The sequence below is a fragment of the Alicyclobacillus acidocaldarius subsp. acidocaldarius Tc-4-1 genome (genome assembly GCF_000219875.1).
Lineage (GTDB): Bacteria > Bacillota > Bacilli > Alicyclobacillales > Alicyclobacillaceae > Alicyclobacillus > Alicyclobacillus acidocaldarius_A.
Genome location: NC_017167.1, coordinates 2,929,415 through 2,945,296 on the forward strand (window position 1 = coordinate 2,929,415; position 15,882 = coordinate 2,945,296).

Here is a 15,882-nt window from a genome sequence, read left to right on the forward strand (position 1 = left end):
TCCTTTGTCAAAATGGGGCCGCCCTCGTGGGCGGCGCTCAACCAAGGCATTTCATTCGACGTAGGACAAAGTCGGATAGAGCGGAAACCGTTCCGTCAAGCTGTCCACGCGAGCGCGCGCCTCGCGCTTCACCTCGTCGTTGAAGTCGCCGAGGAGGACGAGCTTGAAGATCTCAGCAATCTCCTGCATCGCGCCCTCGTCCATGCCGCGCGACGTCGCAGCTGGCGTGCCGACGCGGATGCCGCTCGTCACCATTGGACTTTCCGGATCGAACGGGATGGCGTTCTTGTTGACGGTGATGCCGATTTCGTCCAGCCTCCGCTCGGCTTCTTTGCCGGTCAGGCCCGCGCTGCGCACGTCGATGAGCATCAGGTGGTTGTCGGTGCCGCCGGACACAAGGCGGAACCCGTACCCTTTGAGCGCTTCGGCCAGCGCCTTCGCGTTCTTCACAATCTGCTCCTGGTACGCCTTGAACTCGGGTTTCAAGGCTTCGCCGAACGCGACGGCCTTCGCCGCAATCACGTGCATGAGGGGACCGCCCTGGACGCCGGGGAAGTTCGTCTTGTCGATAAGCTTGGCGACGTCCTTCTGACAGAGGATGAACCCGCCGCGCGGACCCCGGAGCGTCTTGTGCGTCGTGGACGTCACGAAGTGCGCGTGCGGCACGGGGGACGGGTGAAGCCCCGCGGCAATGAGGCCCGCAATGTGCGCCATGTCCACCATCAGATACGCGCCGACCTCGTCCGCAATCTCCCGCATGCGTTTGAAGTCGATTACGCGCGGGTACGCGCTCGCGCCGGCGACAATCATCTTCGGCCGATGTTCCTTCGCGACCTTGAGCACCTCGTCGTAGTCGATGAGATGGGTCTCCGGGTCGACGCCGTACGAGACGAACTTGTAAAGCTGCCCAGAAAAGTTCACGGGGCTGCCATGCGTCAAGTGGCCGCCGTGCGCGAGATTCATGCCGAGCACCGTGTCGCCCGGCTTGAGGACACTGAAGTAGACCGTCATGTTCGCCTGCGAGCCGCTGTGCGGCTGGACGTTCGCGTACTCGGCGCCGAACAGTTCCTTGACGCGATCGATGGCGATGCGCTCGACCACGTCGACGTACTCGCACCCGCCGTAATAACGCCGGCCTGGATAGCCTTCGGCGTATTTGTTCGTCAGGACGGATCCGAGGGCCTCGAGCACGGCCTCGCTGACGAAGTTTTCTGAAGCAATGAGTTCGATGTTCCGCTGCTGCCGACGGAGTTCGGCCTGCATCGCAGACGCGACATCCGGATCAACCTGCTGTAGAAGGGTGGTCAAACTGCGCAACTCCTTTCATCCAGCGCCGCATGCGAGAGGACGCCGCGATTCACATTCATCTTACGGTTCGAACACGCGGCGCACAAGCCCGGAACCGCGCACGGGCGCGGGATGACGGGGCAAGACACGCGCTTGGCTCACGCGTCTCTTCGAGGCGGCGTGTCGGCGGACATCCGCCGGCGCGCCTCTTCGGGGTCGTACACCGCGCGGGCGCCGCCGACGAGGGGCGGGCGCGATCGCGCCATGACCACGTGCGCGCGCCCGACTTCGCGCAGGGGGCCTCGAACGGGCACCGCGACGGGCCGCAGATGCATCCCGATGAGCGTGTCGCCGATGTCGATCCCCGCATCCGCGGCCACGGAGCTCACCAGGCAAGCATCCTCCATCGCCCAATACGCCGCGGCGGCCGCGGCGCCACCCGCGCCAGGCACGGGGATAGCCGTGACTTCCTGGAAGCCGCGCGATCTCGCCACGGCCCTCTCCACGACGAGCGCGCGATTCAGGTGCTCACAGCACTGGAAGGCCACGTTGCACCCCGCTTCCCGGGCAAATGCAAGCACGACGTCCGCGATGGCCTGTCCGATGGCGACGGACGTGGCGCTTCCGATGCGCTCCCCTGCCACCTCGCTGGTCGATGCGCCCACCACCAGGAGCTTGCCCGGACCCAGGTTCGCCTCGCGCGCGAGGTGCGCCAGGAGCACCGGCAAGTCACGCCGGACCGACGCAATCGATTCGGCCTCAATCTCCCTGCTCGGAGGCGCCATCGCCACCCTCCCCCTTCTCCACCGCGCCGCCCGCTGCATCCCGCACCAGGCGAGCAAACGCGCGTTGGACGAGATCGGCGAGATGTTCAGCGCACGCTTCGTATTCTTGCTCGCCACCGCCAAACGGGTCCACCACATCCTGCGACGCGTCCTCCGGCACCTCATGCGCGAACGCGTACAGCGTATGCACCTTCTCAGCGAGCTCGGGAAACACGTCCACCAACGCCTGCCTGTGCGATCGCGACATGGTGAGGACGAGATCGGCCTCGCGCAGCATCTCCCGAGTCAGGCGCTTGGCGGCGTGACCCTCTGCAGGGACCTGCCGGCGCGCGAGGGCCTGCGCTGCATGCTCCGTCATGGGGGCACCTTCCATGGCCATCAGGCCTGCCGAATCGACGTTCCAGTCGAGCGCGTGCTCCTCGACGAGCTTACGCAAGAAGGCCGCAGCCATCGGACTGCGGCAAGTGTTTCCAGTACAGACGAAGAGAATCTGCATTGTTTCCTCCATGCTTTTGGCTTTGGTTTGCTTCTACGTTTGCCTTCAGTATAGGAGGTTCCTAGGGCGCTCGCAAATCGAACGACGCCGTCGGATGCTCCTGATTACACGAGCCACATCAGCCCGCACAGGATGAGAATGGCGCTTCCCGCCATTTCGCCCACCCGGCCGATTGCCCGCCCGAACTGCCGGCCAATCAGGAGTCCCATCCCGCACATCAAGGTGCTTGCCACGCCGAACGCCAGGGCGGAGGTCACCCCGTACGCTACCGTCTTCAACCCAAGACCAAACCCGACCGAAAGGGCGTCCATGGAGACGCTGGCCGCGAAGGTCATGCGGGCCAATGCGTTTCCGAGCGGCCGCGGAGGGGGCTCCTCGGATGATCTCCACGTGTGATACGCCATGTGCAGTCCAAGCCCCAGCACCACCAACGCAGCGAACCAGCGCGCCACATGGCCCAGATAGTGGCCGACGAGATCGCCAAAGACGAGGCCGACGAGCGTGAGCATGACATGCCACACGCCGATGGTCAACGCGAGTTCGATCCCCTGCCTCCGCGTGATGGCACCGAGTCCCACGCCGATGCTCAGGGACAGCGCATCCATCCCGAGCGCCACAGCCATCATGGCGATCTCAATCGCCGCCTGCAGATTGGACAACGACGCCCCCTCCTTTACACCTCTCCATCTATATGCGCAGCCTGTCCGCGCCATGATGGAGGGGATAGGGAATTCCCCAAGGAGGAAATATATCCATAAACAACCACAAGGGTGGGATTGGGGTGCATCGCAGAGGGTGGGCCCTGGGGGCTGTGATGTTGGAAATTACGGCAACGGTGAGTTTCGCACCCCCAGCTCAGGCGAATCCGGCGCTTTGGAGAATTGAGGAAACCATAGAGGACAGGCGCATGCATGAGGTCACCATCGTGGTCCGGCCCGATCCGAAGGCGGTCGGCGACAGCGCGATAGTCCTCACCCCGACTGCGGTGGAGAACTACATCCGAGCTCACCCGGCGCTGGAGGATTTTCAGCGCGCCGTGTGCAGAACCGAGGACGGCCGACAACTGCTCGCGACCGTATGGAGCCGCAATCGGCATATCGAGCCCGCGGTCGACGGCGAACGCGCCGAGATGGCCGTCGGCCCCTCGCTCTCCGAGACGCCTCCCGGCGTGGCGCTCGATCCGTCCGCGTCGGCGAGGCGCTCGGCCCCAGAGCCGCTCAAGGTGGCGGCCGTCCTGCAGGCCGCCGAGGAGCTCGTGGGCATGCCGCTCGCGTGGGGCGCGGATCCTACAACGGGCTTTTGCGATCCGGCCACGTTCATCGCAGCCGTGTACCGCCGCGCTCTCGGGTACCGCCTCCCCACCACGCTCGACGGCCTGTGGGAGGCGACAGGTGTGAGCGTCCCGGTGTGGGACGTGCGGCCGGGCGATCTCGTCCTCCTCGACCGCGGCGAGCTCGTCGGCATTTACTTGGGCGCGGACGAGATTGCCGCGTGCGACCCGTCCGCCGGCGAGGTCGTGCGCCTCTCCGTCGGCCCAGGGAGCGGCCTGACAGCCCGCATCGCAGACGTCCGCCGGCTGTTCTGAGCTTATCGTCAGCGATCCACAGCCGGTCGGCTCGCCTGCGAGCTCTCGGCCTTCGGGCGCGTCTGATACAGCCCCCACGCGATGGTCATGACCACGAGCCCGACGGGAATGGCCATTTCGTTGTAGCCGGCGTGCGCAATGACGAGGCTCGCGAGGCCGGCCCCCACGCCGTAAATCACCACAGCCAACACCCACATCCACACGAGCCACGGCTTGGTCGAATCGAAAGGCTCCGAACGGTCGCGCCGCGACGGCGCAAGTCCCATCAGTTTCCAGACCAGTGTCTCCATGAGCCCCGTCGTGGTGCTCGTGATGACCGTCGTCGTGATGCCATTGACGCCAACGCGGCGCGCCATCGAGCCCTGGGCCCCCATGCCGAACGCGAGGACAAACAAGAGCAGAGCGGTGTGGCGCGCCACGCCTGCGGGCCCCAGCGCGTCCGCGGCGATCCAGAACGCGACAAGCGCCGCGAGCTCAAGCCACAGCGCGTGCGTCACGATGCGGCTCCATGCGGACCGCTTCCGCTCACTTGCCGCCACAAAGCTGGATGCAGCGGCACCGCACGCAAATCCGACGAGGGCGACGAGGTAGTGCACAGCATGTCGAAAATCTCCCGCGGCGACTGCGATCCCGCCGAGCACCGTGTTGCCCGTCATGGCCGCGGTGAATACCTGACCGAGCCGCATGAAGCTCATGGCGTCCACACAGCCCGAAACGGCCGTCAATACCAAAAGAAACACGCGAGCGGAGACGGCCGACATCTCTCGTCGCTCCAACCCCTATCTCCTCCCCAGGTTTCTTCGGAATGCATGCTTCTGGCGTATCTTCCTTCATCAATCATACCACGACTCGCCGCACACAAATCTCTCGCAAAATTCGACCAGGTGCGCGATAATGTTGTCGACTCTGGATGACCAATGGAGCGGATAGGCCGTGAACAAGAGCCGATGGCCCAGACGGCGGGTGGCGAAGTGGATAGCGGGTGGTGCGGGATGCGCGGTTCTCGCAAGCTACGCTTGGTTCATGATCTTCGGGATGAACACGCGCTGGCAGGCGTACGCCCTGGCCGCCGCCCATCCTGCAGTTGGATTGAACGGGACAAGCCACGTAGGGCCGACGTCGCGAGGTTCAGGTCAAGGTACCTCCGCGTCGTCGGCGGGATCGAACGAGATTGTGCCGACCAACGAGCCTGTGTGGTCGCCGAATGAACAGGTGGCAACGGTCGAGAATCCGCTGACGATGCCTCCCAAAACGCAGGGTGTGAGCACTTCGTCGGGCGCGAGCGGAGGCAGCGGATGGAGGTCAGGTGGCACATGGGTTACGCCCTCTCGCTCGACTTCAAGCAGCGAGACCCTGCCAGCGAGCCAAACCAACGCGAGTGGGGAAAGCGCATACGGTAACGGCGCAAGCGCGGGCCTTGGTGGCGAGCCCACAGGCGAACAGGGGAATACGAGTGTGACGTCCAATGGGACAAGCTTGAATTCGTCCATGGGAACAGGCGAGACGGGCGCGGGAATGGGCGGGAACCCAGTGGGCGGCAACGCGACTTCGCCCAGCGGGTCCAGCGGAAGCGCTCAGCCTCAGGCCGGCGGGCAATCCTCGCCCTCGAGCGGCAATGCTACCGGCGCGACGCCAGCGCCGCAGACGAACAGCACGTCAACGGGATCGAGCCTGGCGACCACGGAGTCGCCTCGCGCGAATCCGCCGAGTCCGGAAAACGCGACGCCAGGACCGTTTCCTTCCTCGGCGGTTGGCGGGCCCGGCGCCAACAACGCGACGGCGCACTGACGTGACGCGCACGGAGATGGCTTCTGCCGGTCTTTCGCGGCGGCGCAAACCATTCATCGCGCAGCAAAAAACGAGAGGGGCTGTCCCAAGCGTGCCACGCACGAGGGACTGCCCCTCTTGTCCGATGTATGGGAAGCGCTGGCCGAATGGCAAGATTACCCGCTCACGCCGAAGTGCGCTGCCGATTGCGAGCAGCCGCTGCGGCGAGGAGCGCCTCGGCCTCGCGCGAATCCTCATGAACCATCCGATCCACCACGCGGTTGCCGATCAGGAGCGCCGCACCCACAACCAAAATCAGCGCCATGGTGATGATGAACAAAGCCAGCTCCATATTGCTCATCTCCCGCTTTTCATCGTTCTTCCCTGTTGACACCGCCATTATATCCGGCGCTCGCTGCGGCATCCGCAGATGAAAGCGGCTTCAGGAGACTTGTCGCACTTTGTTCGAATTGGCGCCGAAGTTTCGCCATACATCAGGATCATTTTGGAAGACGAACTAGCCAACCCATCGCACGCGGCCAGCCGACGCCTTGTACAGTCGATTCATGACGGCTGCCCCCACGCCGTGCGTCGGGTCCACGCCGTGGACGAGCACGTCGGTCGCCCCAGCGCGGTCGAAGGCGCGCAGCAGGCGGTACAAGTGGCGCGCGAGCTCCTCCGCATACGTATCCGCGGGAAGGGCAGCCTGCCGCTCGTCCGCTAGCGCCCATCCAAAGCGCCGCACGAAGTCATCCGGCGCGATGAGCGCCGGCACCATCAGGTCGTCATCCTGCACGGCCTCGAGCAAAAAGGCGCGCATGGCCTCATCGATGGCCTCCGGCTCTCCCCACCACACGTGAACTCGGGCATCCGGCGCGTAGTGGCGGTACTTCATGCCGGGCGCCAGAGGCGCAGCCGCCACGTCAAACACGTCGGCCGCGTACAGCACCGGCCGATCGATCACGCTCGCAATCATCTCCTGCGTCACGCCGCCCGGCCGGAGAATGCGCGCGCAGTCCGGCTCGAGCAGCAGCACCGTCGACTCCACGCCGATAGGGCACGGCCCGCCGTCGACGAGCCAGTCCATCCGTTCGCCGAGATCGGCCGCCACATCGTCGGCCGTCGTGGGGCTCGGCCTGCCGGACCGGTTGGCGCTCGGCGCCGCCACCGGAACGCCCGCCTCGGCAATCAGCGCCCGAGCCACGGGATGATCCGGCATCCGCACGCCGACGAGCGGCTGACCCGGGTGAACGGATGGCGCGAGCCTTGTTCCGGCCGGCAAGAGCAGTGTGAGCGGCCCAGGCCAAAATGCGCGCATGAGGCGCACCGCATCCTCATGCAAGGGCTGGTTCTCGTCGATCACGTCCCGAAGCTGATGGTCCTCCGCGATGTGCACAATCAGCGGATTGTCGCGCGGCCGCTCCTTGGCGGCAAAAATGCGCCTCACCGCATCCTCCTGAAGTGCGTTGGCGCCGAGGCCGTACACCGTTTCGGTGGGAAACGCCACAAGCCCGCCGCGTCGAAGAGACTGGGCGGGCTCCTTCAACATCTCGCGCAGTTGCGCTTCCTGGCGTATCCCAGCCACCGTCAATCGTTGCATTCCATTCCTCTCCTCATGTTCCTCAGTGAAAGCGCGCCGCAATCGCGCGAATCCATTCTTCGGCGTGATCGAGCGTCCAAAGCCGCACCTGAACCTTCTGGGTCTGTCCGTCGCCCGTCGGGATGGACAGGGTCTCGAGCGGCGGCAGATCGGGAAATCCTCCGGTGTTGGGCACGGCATCGCCTTCCGTGATGTCAATGAAGCAAAGCGGCGGGTACAGGACGCACCACCAGTTGGCGCCCTGGCCTCGACCAAGCACGATGCGCAGCGCCTCGTACTCGCCCGCGGGATACACGAGGTTGCCGTACACCTTCGTCGGAAACGGCACCCGCGCTACTTCCACCTGGACCAGCTCGTCCACGTGCCACGCCGCCTCCACCGCCTGCGCCGTGGCGCGAATCTGCGGCACGTGCGCCTCCACGATGGCCCGCGCCTGCGCTTCGGAGTGGGCGCCCTGCAGCCAACGGCCTACCTGTTCGATCACGGCGTTGCGCACCGCGAGCTTCAACGCCTGATCCCGCGGGCTGTCGCTGTTCGCGATGATGCGAAGCCGCAGTGCATCCTCCGGAATCGCCGGCGCGTGAGGCGCCGCGATGCTCGCAAGCACGTCGCCGTCGCCCACACCGCGCACGTTGGCGTGCGCCATGGCCGCTCTCGACAGCGCCACGCCGACCAAGATGGCTGTGACGAATCCCGCAAACCGCTTCGCAAACCCCATCGTCCATCCCTCCTGCCGTTCTGGCAGTCAGTATGGACGGGAGTCGCGAATCTTAAACCACTAGCGGCGCGCTGCGCTAGATTGAGAGATTCTCCGGCTCCGGGGGAGATCCGGGTTCGCGCGTCACGGCAATGACGCGATCGACCCCCCGCAGGTCTTTCACCTTGCGCACGCGAAAACCGCGTTCCTTCCACGGCGCAAACAGGCGAGCCACCTCATCGGCCTGGTTGTGGCCCACCTCGAGGAATACGCCGGCACGGCCGCGGGCCAGCACGTACGGCGGCAATGCCGCCATCCGCCGGTAGAACTGCAGCCCGTCCTCACCGCCATCCAAGGCGAGCCGCGGTTCATAGTCGCGCACGGACGGTTCCAACTGGTCGATCTCGCCCGTGGGAATATATGGAGGATTGCTGACAATGGCGTGCCACGGCCGCCCGCGTTGGGCCCTTTCAATCAGCCACTCGATGCCGTCCGCCGCCGCCCAATCGACCACGGCGCCGAACCGCTCGGCGTTGCGGCGGGCCACCGCAAGCGCGTCCATGGAAAGATCCACGGCCGTGACCGACACGCCCGGACACGCGAGCGCGATGGAGACGGCTATGCACCCGGACCCCGTCCCGACGTCGATGACCCGCGTTCCGCTGGGCATGCGCTTCAGAAAACGAATGGCCTCCTCCACCAGCACCTCGGTGTCAGGGCGCGGAATCAGGCAATCCGGCCCGACTTCGAACGTCCGGCCGTAAAAATCCTGTTTCCCGAGAACGTACGCAAGCGGCTCCCCTTGGGCTCGCAGGGCAGCAAGCCGAGCGGCACGTTCCGCAACCTCGTCGGGCACCTCGTCGCCAAGCGACTGAAGGAGCTTCACGCGATCCCAGCCGAGCGCGTGCGCCACAATCTGCTCCGCCTCGCGTTCCGCGAGCCGCTTGCGCTCGTCGAGCGGCAACGCTCGGTACGCCGGTGACTGGGGAAGTTGTTCCGCGATTGCCTTCAACAATCTTGCAACAAAATATTTGGCCTCGCTCATGCTTCCCTGACCCTCAGCATCTCCGCCTGACTCTCGACGATGAGCGCCTGGATGATCTCATCCAGCTCACCGTCCAAGACGGCGTCAAGTTTGTGTAGCGTCAAGCCAATGCGATGATCCGTCACTCGGCTTTGCGGAAAGTTGTAGGTGCGTATCCGCTCGCTGCGGTCACCCGTGCCCACCTGGAGGCGCCGCTTGGCCGCAAGCTCCTCCTGTTGTTCGCGCTGAGCCTTCTCATACAGGCGCGCGCGCAGCACCCGCATCGCTTTTTCTTTATTCTTCAATTGCGACTTCTCGTCCTGACAAGACACCACAATTCCCGACGGAAGATGCGTGATCCGCACCGCCGACTGCGTGGTGTTTACGCTCTGCCCGCCAGGTCCCGTCGAGCAAAAGGTGTCGATGCGGAGGTCCTTTTCGTGGATCTCCACCTCGACCTCCTCGACTTCCGGGAGAACCGCGACGGTCGCCGTCGACGTGTGAATCCGGCCGCCCGACTCCGTGACCGGCACGCGCTGCACTCGGTGCGTTCCGCTCTCAAACTTCAGCTTGGCATACGCGCCCTTGCCGTGCACGGCCATCACGACTTCGCGGAATCCACCCATGTCCGTGTAGCTGGCGTCGATGATCTCGGTCTTCCAGCCGTGTTTCTCGGCGTAGCGCTGATACATGCGTAAAAGCTCGGCGGCAAAGAGCGCAGCCTCCTCGCCTCCGGCCGCAGCGCGAATTTCCACGAACACGTCCTTGTCGTCGTTCGGATCTTTGGGGAGGAGGAGAATCTTAAGCCGGTGCTCCAGACCCTCCCGCCGACGCTGCAGTTCCGCCAGTTCAGCCCGGACGAACTCGCGCATGTCGTCGTCGAGCTTATCCTGCAACATCGCCTTGGCCTCGTCGATGTTCTGAGAGACCTGCTTCCACTCGCGGTACACCTCGACCGTCTCCGCCAGCTCCGCCTGTTCCTTGGCGTATAACCGGAGCTTATCTGGATCCGATGACACATCCGGCCTGCAGAGCAGCTGGCTCAGGTGTTCGTACCGCTCTTCCATGCTTGCCAAACGATCGAACATCGACGCACCTCCCTCCAACCCCCAGCTGTTTCCCCTCTCTCAGAGGAGCCGGCCGGGAGAACGCCATGAACAGAAAAAGCCAAAGCAGGCCCACCCGCCTCCCATCGCGGCCGGTGAGCCAACCATGGCTTGAGTCCCCTTTGCGCTCAGCGCTCGCCCTGAGCCTGAAGCCCATACTTGCGGTTGAACCGGTCGACGCGGCCGCCCGAATCGACCAACTTCTGCTTACCGGTGAAGAACGGGTGGCACTTCGAGCAGATTTCGACGCGGATAGACTCCTTCGTCGATCCGGTTTCGAACGTCTCTCCGCAAGCGCACGTCACCGTGACTGTATGGTAGGGCGGATGAATGTCCGGCTTCATGGTTTCACCCCTATCTGCTTAAACACACTGCCGATGATTATAACAAATGGCTTCCCGATTGTCACGCACCATTCGCAGCCATACGACGCCTCGTCGGCGGAGCCTTCTTTACAAGATCATATCACATCCGTACGCGTGTGCATTGCGGCACACGGGCGGAAGCTTGTACGCTCAAAGTGCGCGCGAGATCCAAGAGCTCTTGGATGATCAAGAAAACGAGATGTTATGAAATGAACACCGGGAAAGGATGGTATTTGTGAGCACGTCGCGATGGATGGGTCTCATCTTGGCCGTGACCGCCGCAACCGCAGGTTCCGGCAGCTTGGTCTGGGCCAGCACCGCGTTTGCCAACACGGTTCCTCATCCGCATCACGCTTCGGCGCAGGCCACGGTCTCCGCGTCGCCCTCGTCCAACCAACCGAGCTTTGTCTTTCTTCCCCCTTGGCCGGACGAATGGGAGTAAGATCCTCGGACGGCGAGGCAGCGTCACGCTTGCATCATTGCGGCCGCACAACCTTGCACGGCGAAACCCACCCCCTCCCCGTCTCGGTCGGAGGGTTTTTGCGCTTACGCGCTCACGTCTCGCTCGCGACAGGTTGCGCCGCGGGCTTCTCTGAACTCGATGCGGGCTTTCGCTCGACCCGGTTGAGGCTCAGGCTGTCGAGAAACTCCCTGTTCGTCTTATAATGCCGGAACTTGCGCAGGAACATCTCGGTGAAGTCCTGGTTATCGCCCATGGATTTGCGAATCGCCCACACCTTTTCAAGCTCTTCCTTGGACATCAGTGCCTCCTCTCGGCGCGTCCCAGAACGGCGAATGTCAATGGAAGGAAACACGCGTTTCTCGGCAAGCCTGCGGTCGAGGTGCAGTTCCATGTTGCCCGTGCCCTTGAACTCCTCGTAGATCACGTCGTCCATGCGCGAGCCCGTATCGATGAGCGCCGTAGCGAGGATGGTCAGACTTCCGCCCTCCTCGACATTGCGCGCCGCTCCGAAGAAACGCTTCGGGCGGTGAAATGCGGCCGGATCGATGCCGCCGGAAAGCGTGCGGCCGGACGGGGGAACCACGAGGTTGTAAGCGCGCGTGAGCCGCGTCAGGCTGTCGAGAAGGATGACCACGTCCTGCTTGTGCTCGACAAGGCGCAGCGCCCGTTCCAAGACGAGTTCCGACACCTTGATGTGATTTTCAGGAACCTCGTCAAACGTGGACGCAATCACCTCTCCCTTGACCGAGCGCTGCATGTCGGTCACCTCTTCGGGGCGCTCGTCGATGAGCAGCACAAACAGATGCACATCGGGATAATTGGTGGCAATGCTGTGGGCAATCTCCTTCAAGAGTACCGTCTTGCCCGCCTTGGGTGGCGCCACAATCATACCGCGCTGCCCGAAGCCGATGGGCGCAAACAGGTCGATGAGGCGCGTGGCCAAGTTTTCAGGTGTGGTCTCAAGCACGATGCGTTTGGAAGGAAAGAGCGGAGTGAGCGCTGCGAAGTGAAGCCGTTCAGCAGCTACCTCGGGACTGTAACCGTTCACCGCCTCGACATGCAAGAGGCCGAAGTACCGCTCGTTCTCCTTGGGCGGTCGGACTTTTCCGCTGACGAGATCGCCCGTCCGGAGATCGAACCGCCGAATCTGGGATGCCGCGACGTAGATGTCCTCCTGACTCGGCAGATACCCCACGGGCCGGAGAAATCCGTACCCTTCCGGCATGATTTCGAGCACGCCTTCTGCGAACATCAGGCCGTCCCGCTCGGCCTGGGCTTTGAGAATGGCAAAAATCAGCTCTTTCTTTTTCATCGATCCGTAGTGCGGGATCTGAAATTCTCGAGCATATTTGTATAGCTCTGTTAATTTCTTTTCTTCTAGTTCTCGAATGTCCAAGCATCGTCCCTCACATTCGTGTCCCGGCGGCACACGCCGCGCCCGGGTAAATTCAGACGGCCTGAGGCGGGCTGCGTCATTCTATGCGCCTTGCGTCGTCGCGGCTTGTTCTCACACCACTCGGGGACCCAGATCACAGTCTAGAAAGAGGCGATTCAGCACAGTACGTGCCATCCAGGTGAAGGCCATTGGAGTCTTCAATGCGAGGAGAAGCGCTGCGCGCGAGGAGCGCGGAGAAGCGAATCCAACGGCTCAACCGGACGTTGTTGCGGCTATTCGTAGTATAAACACGCCCTTGAGATTCTACAAGGGCGAGTGTTGTCGAAATGAAGGCGGTTCGAATGAAAACGAGCCAGGGCCGGCAGTCCAGCCCTGGCCGCCGCTCACTTCTGGCTCATCTTATTCCAGTCGGCCAAAAACCGTTCGATGCCGCGGTCCGTCAGCGGATGCTTGATCATCTGGTCCAACACGCTAAACGGACACGTCGCGATGTGCGCGCCTGCCTTGGCCGCCGCGGTCACGTGCATCGGATGGCGAATGCTGGCCGCAATGATCTCCGTTTCGATGCCATGGATGTCGAAGATCTGCGCGATATCCGCAATCAGTTCGACGCCATCCATGCTGATATCGTCCAAGCGACCGATGAAGGGGCTGACGAACGACGCGCCGGCGCGCGCGGCGAGCAGCGCCTGGTTCGCGCTGAAAATCAGCGTCACGTTCGTCCGAATCCCTCGCTTCGCGAGCTGATGGACCGCCTTGAGGCCTTCCGCGGTCATCGGGATCTTGATGACGATGTTGGGGTGAATCTCCGAGAGAGGCAGCGCCTCCTTCACCATGCCCTCGGCGTCCAGGCTCACCACCTCGGCGCTGATGGGCCCATCGACGATCTCGACAATTTCCTTCAGCACCTGAACGAAGTCGCGACCCTCTTTGGCCACCAGGCTCGGGTTGGTCGTGACGCCGCTCAGAATCCCCATGTCCGCGGCCCGGCGAATTTCGTCGACATTGGCCGTATCGATGAACAGCTTCATGTTCCTCATCCTCTCCTGTCCCCAAAATCTCCGGTTCTCCGGTCGCCACCCTGTTTCTCTATGCTCGGCTCACCTGAGGGCTCGCGGGCGACCCGCGTACCACTTCTATGATACCATGCTTTCGGCGCGCAAACTCACGTTTCGCTCGGCTCGGGCATCCTTCACTCGGCCTGGGCGCGCGCTCCAAGGTGCTCACGCACCGCGCGCCGCAGCTCATCAATGTCAAACGGCTTGGTGAAGTGAGCCACCGCGCCCATCTCCATCGCCTCGTGAATCAGATCCAGTTCGCCGTACGCCGTCATCATGATGACCTTTGCGTCAACGCCCAGTTTGCGCAGATTCCGCAGGATTTCCAACCCATCCATTCCAGGTATCTTCATGTCCAAAAGGACGAGATCGGGCTGCTCACGTTCGACGATGCTAAGGGCGCTCGGCCCGTTCGAAGCCTGAAACACCTCGTATCCTTCCCGCTGCAGGACTTCGTGCAGCAATACGCGGATCCCGAATTGATCGTCGACCACGAGCACCTTGTATGCCATGCCCCCACCTCTTCGCTAGCTCAACTCGTCTCGAGGATCTTCGCCGGACAGGATCGAAATTCCTGTCTCTTGACCGGGTAGGGTCAGAAATGAGCGCGATGGCGCCTGTAGTCAAGGCTCGCCGCCACGAAGTCTCGGAAGAGCGCATGCGCGCGGTTCGGCCTCGACTTGAACTCAGGGTGAAACTGCACGCCGACAAACCACCGGTGCTCGGGAATCTCGACAATCTCGACGAGCCGGCCGTCCGGCGAAGTGCCCGTAATGGCCAAACCGTGCGCTTCCAATTGGTCCCGGAAGTCGTTGTTGAACTCGTAGCGGTGCCGATGGCGCTCGGAGATGAGATCCGAACCGTACGCCCGATGCGCGCGCGAACCCGGCTTCAGTCGGCACGGATACGCGCCGAGACGCATCGTGCCCCCCTTGTCCTCAATTTCCTTCTGCTCCGGCAGCAAATCGATCACGGGATAGGGCGTGCGCGGATCGATCTCGCTCGTGTGCGCGCCCGTGAGCCCGGCGACGTGCCGCGCGTACTCGATGACCGCAATCTGCATCCCGAGACAGATGCCGAAGTACGGGATGTTCCGCTCGCGAGCATAGCGACAGGCGACAATCTTGCCGTCGATGCCGCGATCGCCAAATCCACCCGGGACGAGAATACCGTCGACGCCGTCAAGTAGCTTGTCCACGTTCTTGTCAGTGACGTCCTCCGAATTGACCCAGCGGATGTGCACGCGGGCGTCGTTCTCGAAACCTCCATGCTGGAGCGCAGCCACGACGCTCGCGTACGCGTCCGGCAGGGCCACGTACTTGCCGACCACGGCGATCTCGACGTCTCGGTGCAGATTCTTGATCCGCTCCACCATGGCCTCCCACTCGCGCATGTCCGCGGGCGGGGCCGAGATGCCGAAGTGCCGGAGTACAATTTCGTCCAGCCCCTCGTCTCGCAGCCGGAGCGGCACCTCGTACAGCACCTCGGCGTCGCTCGCCTCAATCACGCTGTCCTCGTCCGTGTCACAGAAGAGTGCAATCTTGCGCTTCACTTCCTGCGAGAGAGGAACTTCGGTGCGGCACACGATAATGTTGGGACTGATGCCGATGCTGCGCAGCGTCGCGACGCTGTGCTGCGTCGGTTTCGTCTTCACCTCACTCGTCATCCGCAGGTACGGGATGAGCGTGACGTGGATGTACAGCACGTTGTTGCGCCCGACCTCGTTTTTCATCTCGCGGATGGCCTCAAGAAACGGCTGGCTCTCGATGTCGCCGACCGTGCCGCCGATTTCCGTGATGACAATGTCGGTGTCCGGCTTCGCGGCTTGCATCACGCGCTCCTTGATCTCGTTCGTCACGTGTGGAATGACCTGAACCGTCGCGCCGAGGTAGTCGCCGCGCCGCTCCTTTTGGATGACCGACCAATAAATCCGCCCGCTGGTGACGTTGTTGTCCTGGCTGAGATCGTTATCGATGAAGCGCTCGTAGTGGCCGAGATCGAGGTCCGTCTCCGCGCCATCTTCGGTGACGAACACTTCCCCATGCTGATAGGGGCTCATGGTCCCCGGATCGACGTTGATGTAGGGATCAAACTTCTGGATAGTGACGTTGAGCCCGCGGTTCTTCAAGAGGCGGCCCAAACTCGCGGCGGTGATGCCCTTACCAAGGCCAGACACCACGCCCCCCGTCACGAAGATGTACTTCGCCGTCATGACTCTGTCCTCCCTGCCAAACGCGCGACCTAAGCACACAA

At 63.1% G+C, this 15,882-nt stretch carries 18 protein-coding genes; 3 read left to right on the forward strand and 15 right to left on the reverse strand.

Going from position 1 to position 15,882, the window contains the following annotated elements:
- Positions 1-51: 51 nt before the first annotated feature.
- From glyA to TC41_RS14395, 4 genes are all read right to left on the reverse strand, one after another.
- Positions 52-1,308 carry a serine hydroxymethyltransferase gene (gene glyA, locus TC41_RS14380; RefSeq protein WP_014465789.1) on the reverse strand — a complete coding sequence of 419 codons (1,257 nt, stop codon included), beginning with the start codon at positions 1,306-1,308 and terminating at the stop codon, positions 52-54.
- 137 nt (positions 1,309-1,445) lie between these two features.
- Positions 1,446-2,072 carry a TIGR01440 family protein gene (locus TC41_RS14385; RefSeq protein ID WP_014465790.1) on the reverse strand — a complete coding sequence of 209 codons (627 nt, stop codon included), beginning with the start codon at positions 2,070-2,072 and terminating at the stop codon, positions 1,446-1,448.
- Positions 2,047-2,580 (reverse strand): low molecular weight protein arginine phosphatase, encoded by a 534-nt coding sequence (locus TC41_RS14390; protein ID WP_308727031.1) that lies wholly within the window; start codon positions 2,578-2,580, stop codon positions 2,047-2,049. The genes TC41_RS14385 and TC41_RS14390 overlap by 26 nt, the downstream gene beginning before the upstream one ends.
- A 92-nt stretch (positions 2,581-2,672) precedes the next feature.
- Positions 2,673-3,227, reverse strand: coding sequence for a manganese efflux pump MntP (locus TC41_RS14395; protein WP_014465792.1), 555 nt, complete (start codon positions 3,225-3,227; stop codon positions 2,673-2,675).
- Positions 3,228-3,382: 155 nt separating this feature from the next.
- On the opposite strand from TC41_RS14395, the gene TC41_RS14400 reads away from it, so the two are divergent.
- Positions 3,383-4,153: a C40 family peptidase gene (locus TC41_RS14400; protein ID WP_237699967.1), complete on the forward strand. Its 771-nt coding sequence runs from the start codon at positions 3,383-3,385 to the stop codon at positions 4,151-4,153.
- 8 nt (positions 4,154-4,161) lie between these two features.
- Here TC41_RS14400 and TC41_RS14405 read toward each other — a convergent pair whose 3' ends face one another.
- The gene (locus TC41_RS14405) at positions 4,162-4,929 is read right to left on the reverse strand and encodes a YoaK family protein (protein ID WP_041695526.1); all 768 of its coding nucleotides are present in this window, start codon (positions 4,927-4,929) and stop codon (positions 4,162-4,164) included.
- A 157-nt stretch (positions 4,930-5,086) separates the two neighbouring features.
- On the opposite strand from TC41_RS14405, the gene TC41_RS16055 reads away from it, so the two are divergent.
- On the forward strand, positions 5,087-5,941 hold the full coding sequence (locus tag TC41_RS16055; RefSeq protein WP_148260224.1) for a hypothetical protein: 855 nt from the start codon (positions 5,087-5,089) through the stop codon (positions 5,939-5,941).
- A 163-nt stretch (positions 5,942-6,104) separates the two neighbouring features.
- Here the strand turns inward: TC41_RS16055 and TC41_RS14415 are convergent, their stop codons facing one another.
- From TC41_RS14415 to rpmE, 6 genes are all read right to left on the reverse strand, one after another.
- The gene (locus TC41_RS14415; protein WP_237699968.1) at positions 6,105-6,281 is read right to left on the reverse strand and encodes a hypothetical protein; all 177 of its coding nucleotides are present in this window, start codon (positions 6,279-6,281) and stop codon (positions 6,105-6,107) included.
- A gap of 156 nt (positions 6,282-6,437) precedes the next feature.
- The gene (locus TC41_RS14420; RefSeq protein WP_014465799.1) at positions 6,438-7,520 is read right to left on the reverse strand and encodes an L-threonylcarbamoyladenylate synthase; all 1,083 of its coding nucleotides are present in this window, start codon (positions 7,518-7,520) and stop codon (positions 6,438-6,440) included.
- Positions 7,521-7,542: 22 nt separating this feature from the next.
- The gene (gene spoIIR, locus TC41_RS14425; RefSeq protein ID WP_014465800.1) at positions 7,543-8,238 is read right to left on the reverse strand and encodes a stage II sporulation protein R; all 696 of its coding nucleotides are present in this window, start codon (positions 8,236-8,238) and stop codon (positions 7,543-7,545) included.
- A 76-nt stretch (positions 8,239-8,314) separates the two neighbouring features.
- Positions 8,315-9,229, reverse strand: a complete 915-nt coding sequence (gene prmC / locus TC41_RS14430) for a peptide chain release factor N(5)-glutamine methyltransferase (protein ID WP_237699969.1) — start codon at positions 9,227-9,229, stop codon at positions 8,315-8,317.
- A 29-nt stretch (positions 9,230-9,258) separates the two neighbouring features.
- Positions 9,259-10,329 carry a peptide chain release factor 1 gene (gene prfA, locus TC41_RS14435; protein ID WP_014465802.1) on the reverse strand — a complete coding sequence of 357 codons (1,071 nt, stop codon included), beginning with the start codon at positions 10,327-10,329 and terminating at the stop codon, positions 9,259-9,261.
- 146 nt (positions 10,330-10,475) lie between these two features.
- Positions 10,476-10,691 carry a 50S ribosomal protein L31 gene (gene rpmE / locus TC41_RS14440; protein ID WP_008338223.1) on the reverse strand — a complete coding sequence of 72 codons (216 nt, stop codon included), beginning with the start codon at positions 10,689-10,691 and terminating at the stop codon, positions 10,476-10,478.
- A 247-nt stretch (positions 10,692-10,938) separates the two neighbouring features.
- Between rpmE and TC41_RS14445 the strand changes: the two genes are divergently transcribed.
- Positions 10,939-11,154 carry a hypothetical protein gene (locus tag TC41_RS14445; RefSeq protein ID WP_014465804.1) on the forward strand — a complete coding sequence of 72 codons (216 nt, stop codon included), beginning with the start codon at positions 10,939-10,941 and terminating at the stop codon, positions 11,152-11,154.
- A gap of 112 nt (positions 11,155-11,266) precedes the next feature.
- On the opposite strand, the gene rho is transcribed toward TC41_RS14445, so the two are convergent.
- The 4 genes from rho to TC41_RS14465 all read right to left on the reverse strand — a co-directional run bounded on the left by rho (position 11,267) and on the right by TC41_RS14465 (position 15,841).
- The gene (gene rho / locus TC41_RS14450; protein ID WP_014465805.1) at positions 11,267-12,571 is read right to left on the reverse strand and encodes a transcription termination factor Rho; all 1,305 of its coding nucleotides are present in this window, start codon (positions 12,569-12,571) and stop codon (positions 11,267-11,269) included.
- A 383-nt stretch (positions 12,572-12,954) separates the two neighbouring features.
- Complete coding sequence (fsa, locus tag TC41_RS14455; RefSeq protein WP_012811990.1) at positions 12,955-13,602, reverse strand: fructose-6-phosphate aldolase; 648 nt, start codon at positions 13,600-13,602, stop codon at positions 12,955-12,957.
- Between the two features lie 161 nt (positions 13,603-13,763).
- Positions 13,764-14,141, reverse strand: a complete 378-nt coding sequence (locus TC41_RS14460; protein WP_014465807.1) for a response regulator — start codon at positions 14,139-14,141, stop codon at positions 13,764-13,766.
- Between the two features lie 83 nt (positions 14,142-14,224).
- A complete protein-coding gene (locus tag TC41_RS14465) occupies positions 14,225-15,841 on the reverse strand; it encodes a CTP synthase (protein WP_014465808.1) in 1,617 nt (538 codons plus the stop codon).
- Between the last annotated feature and the right edge of the window lie 41 nt (positions 15,842-15,882).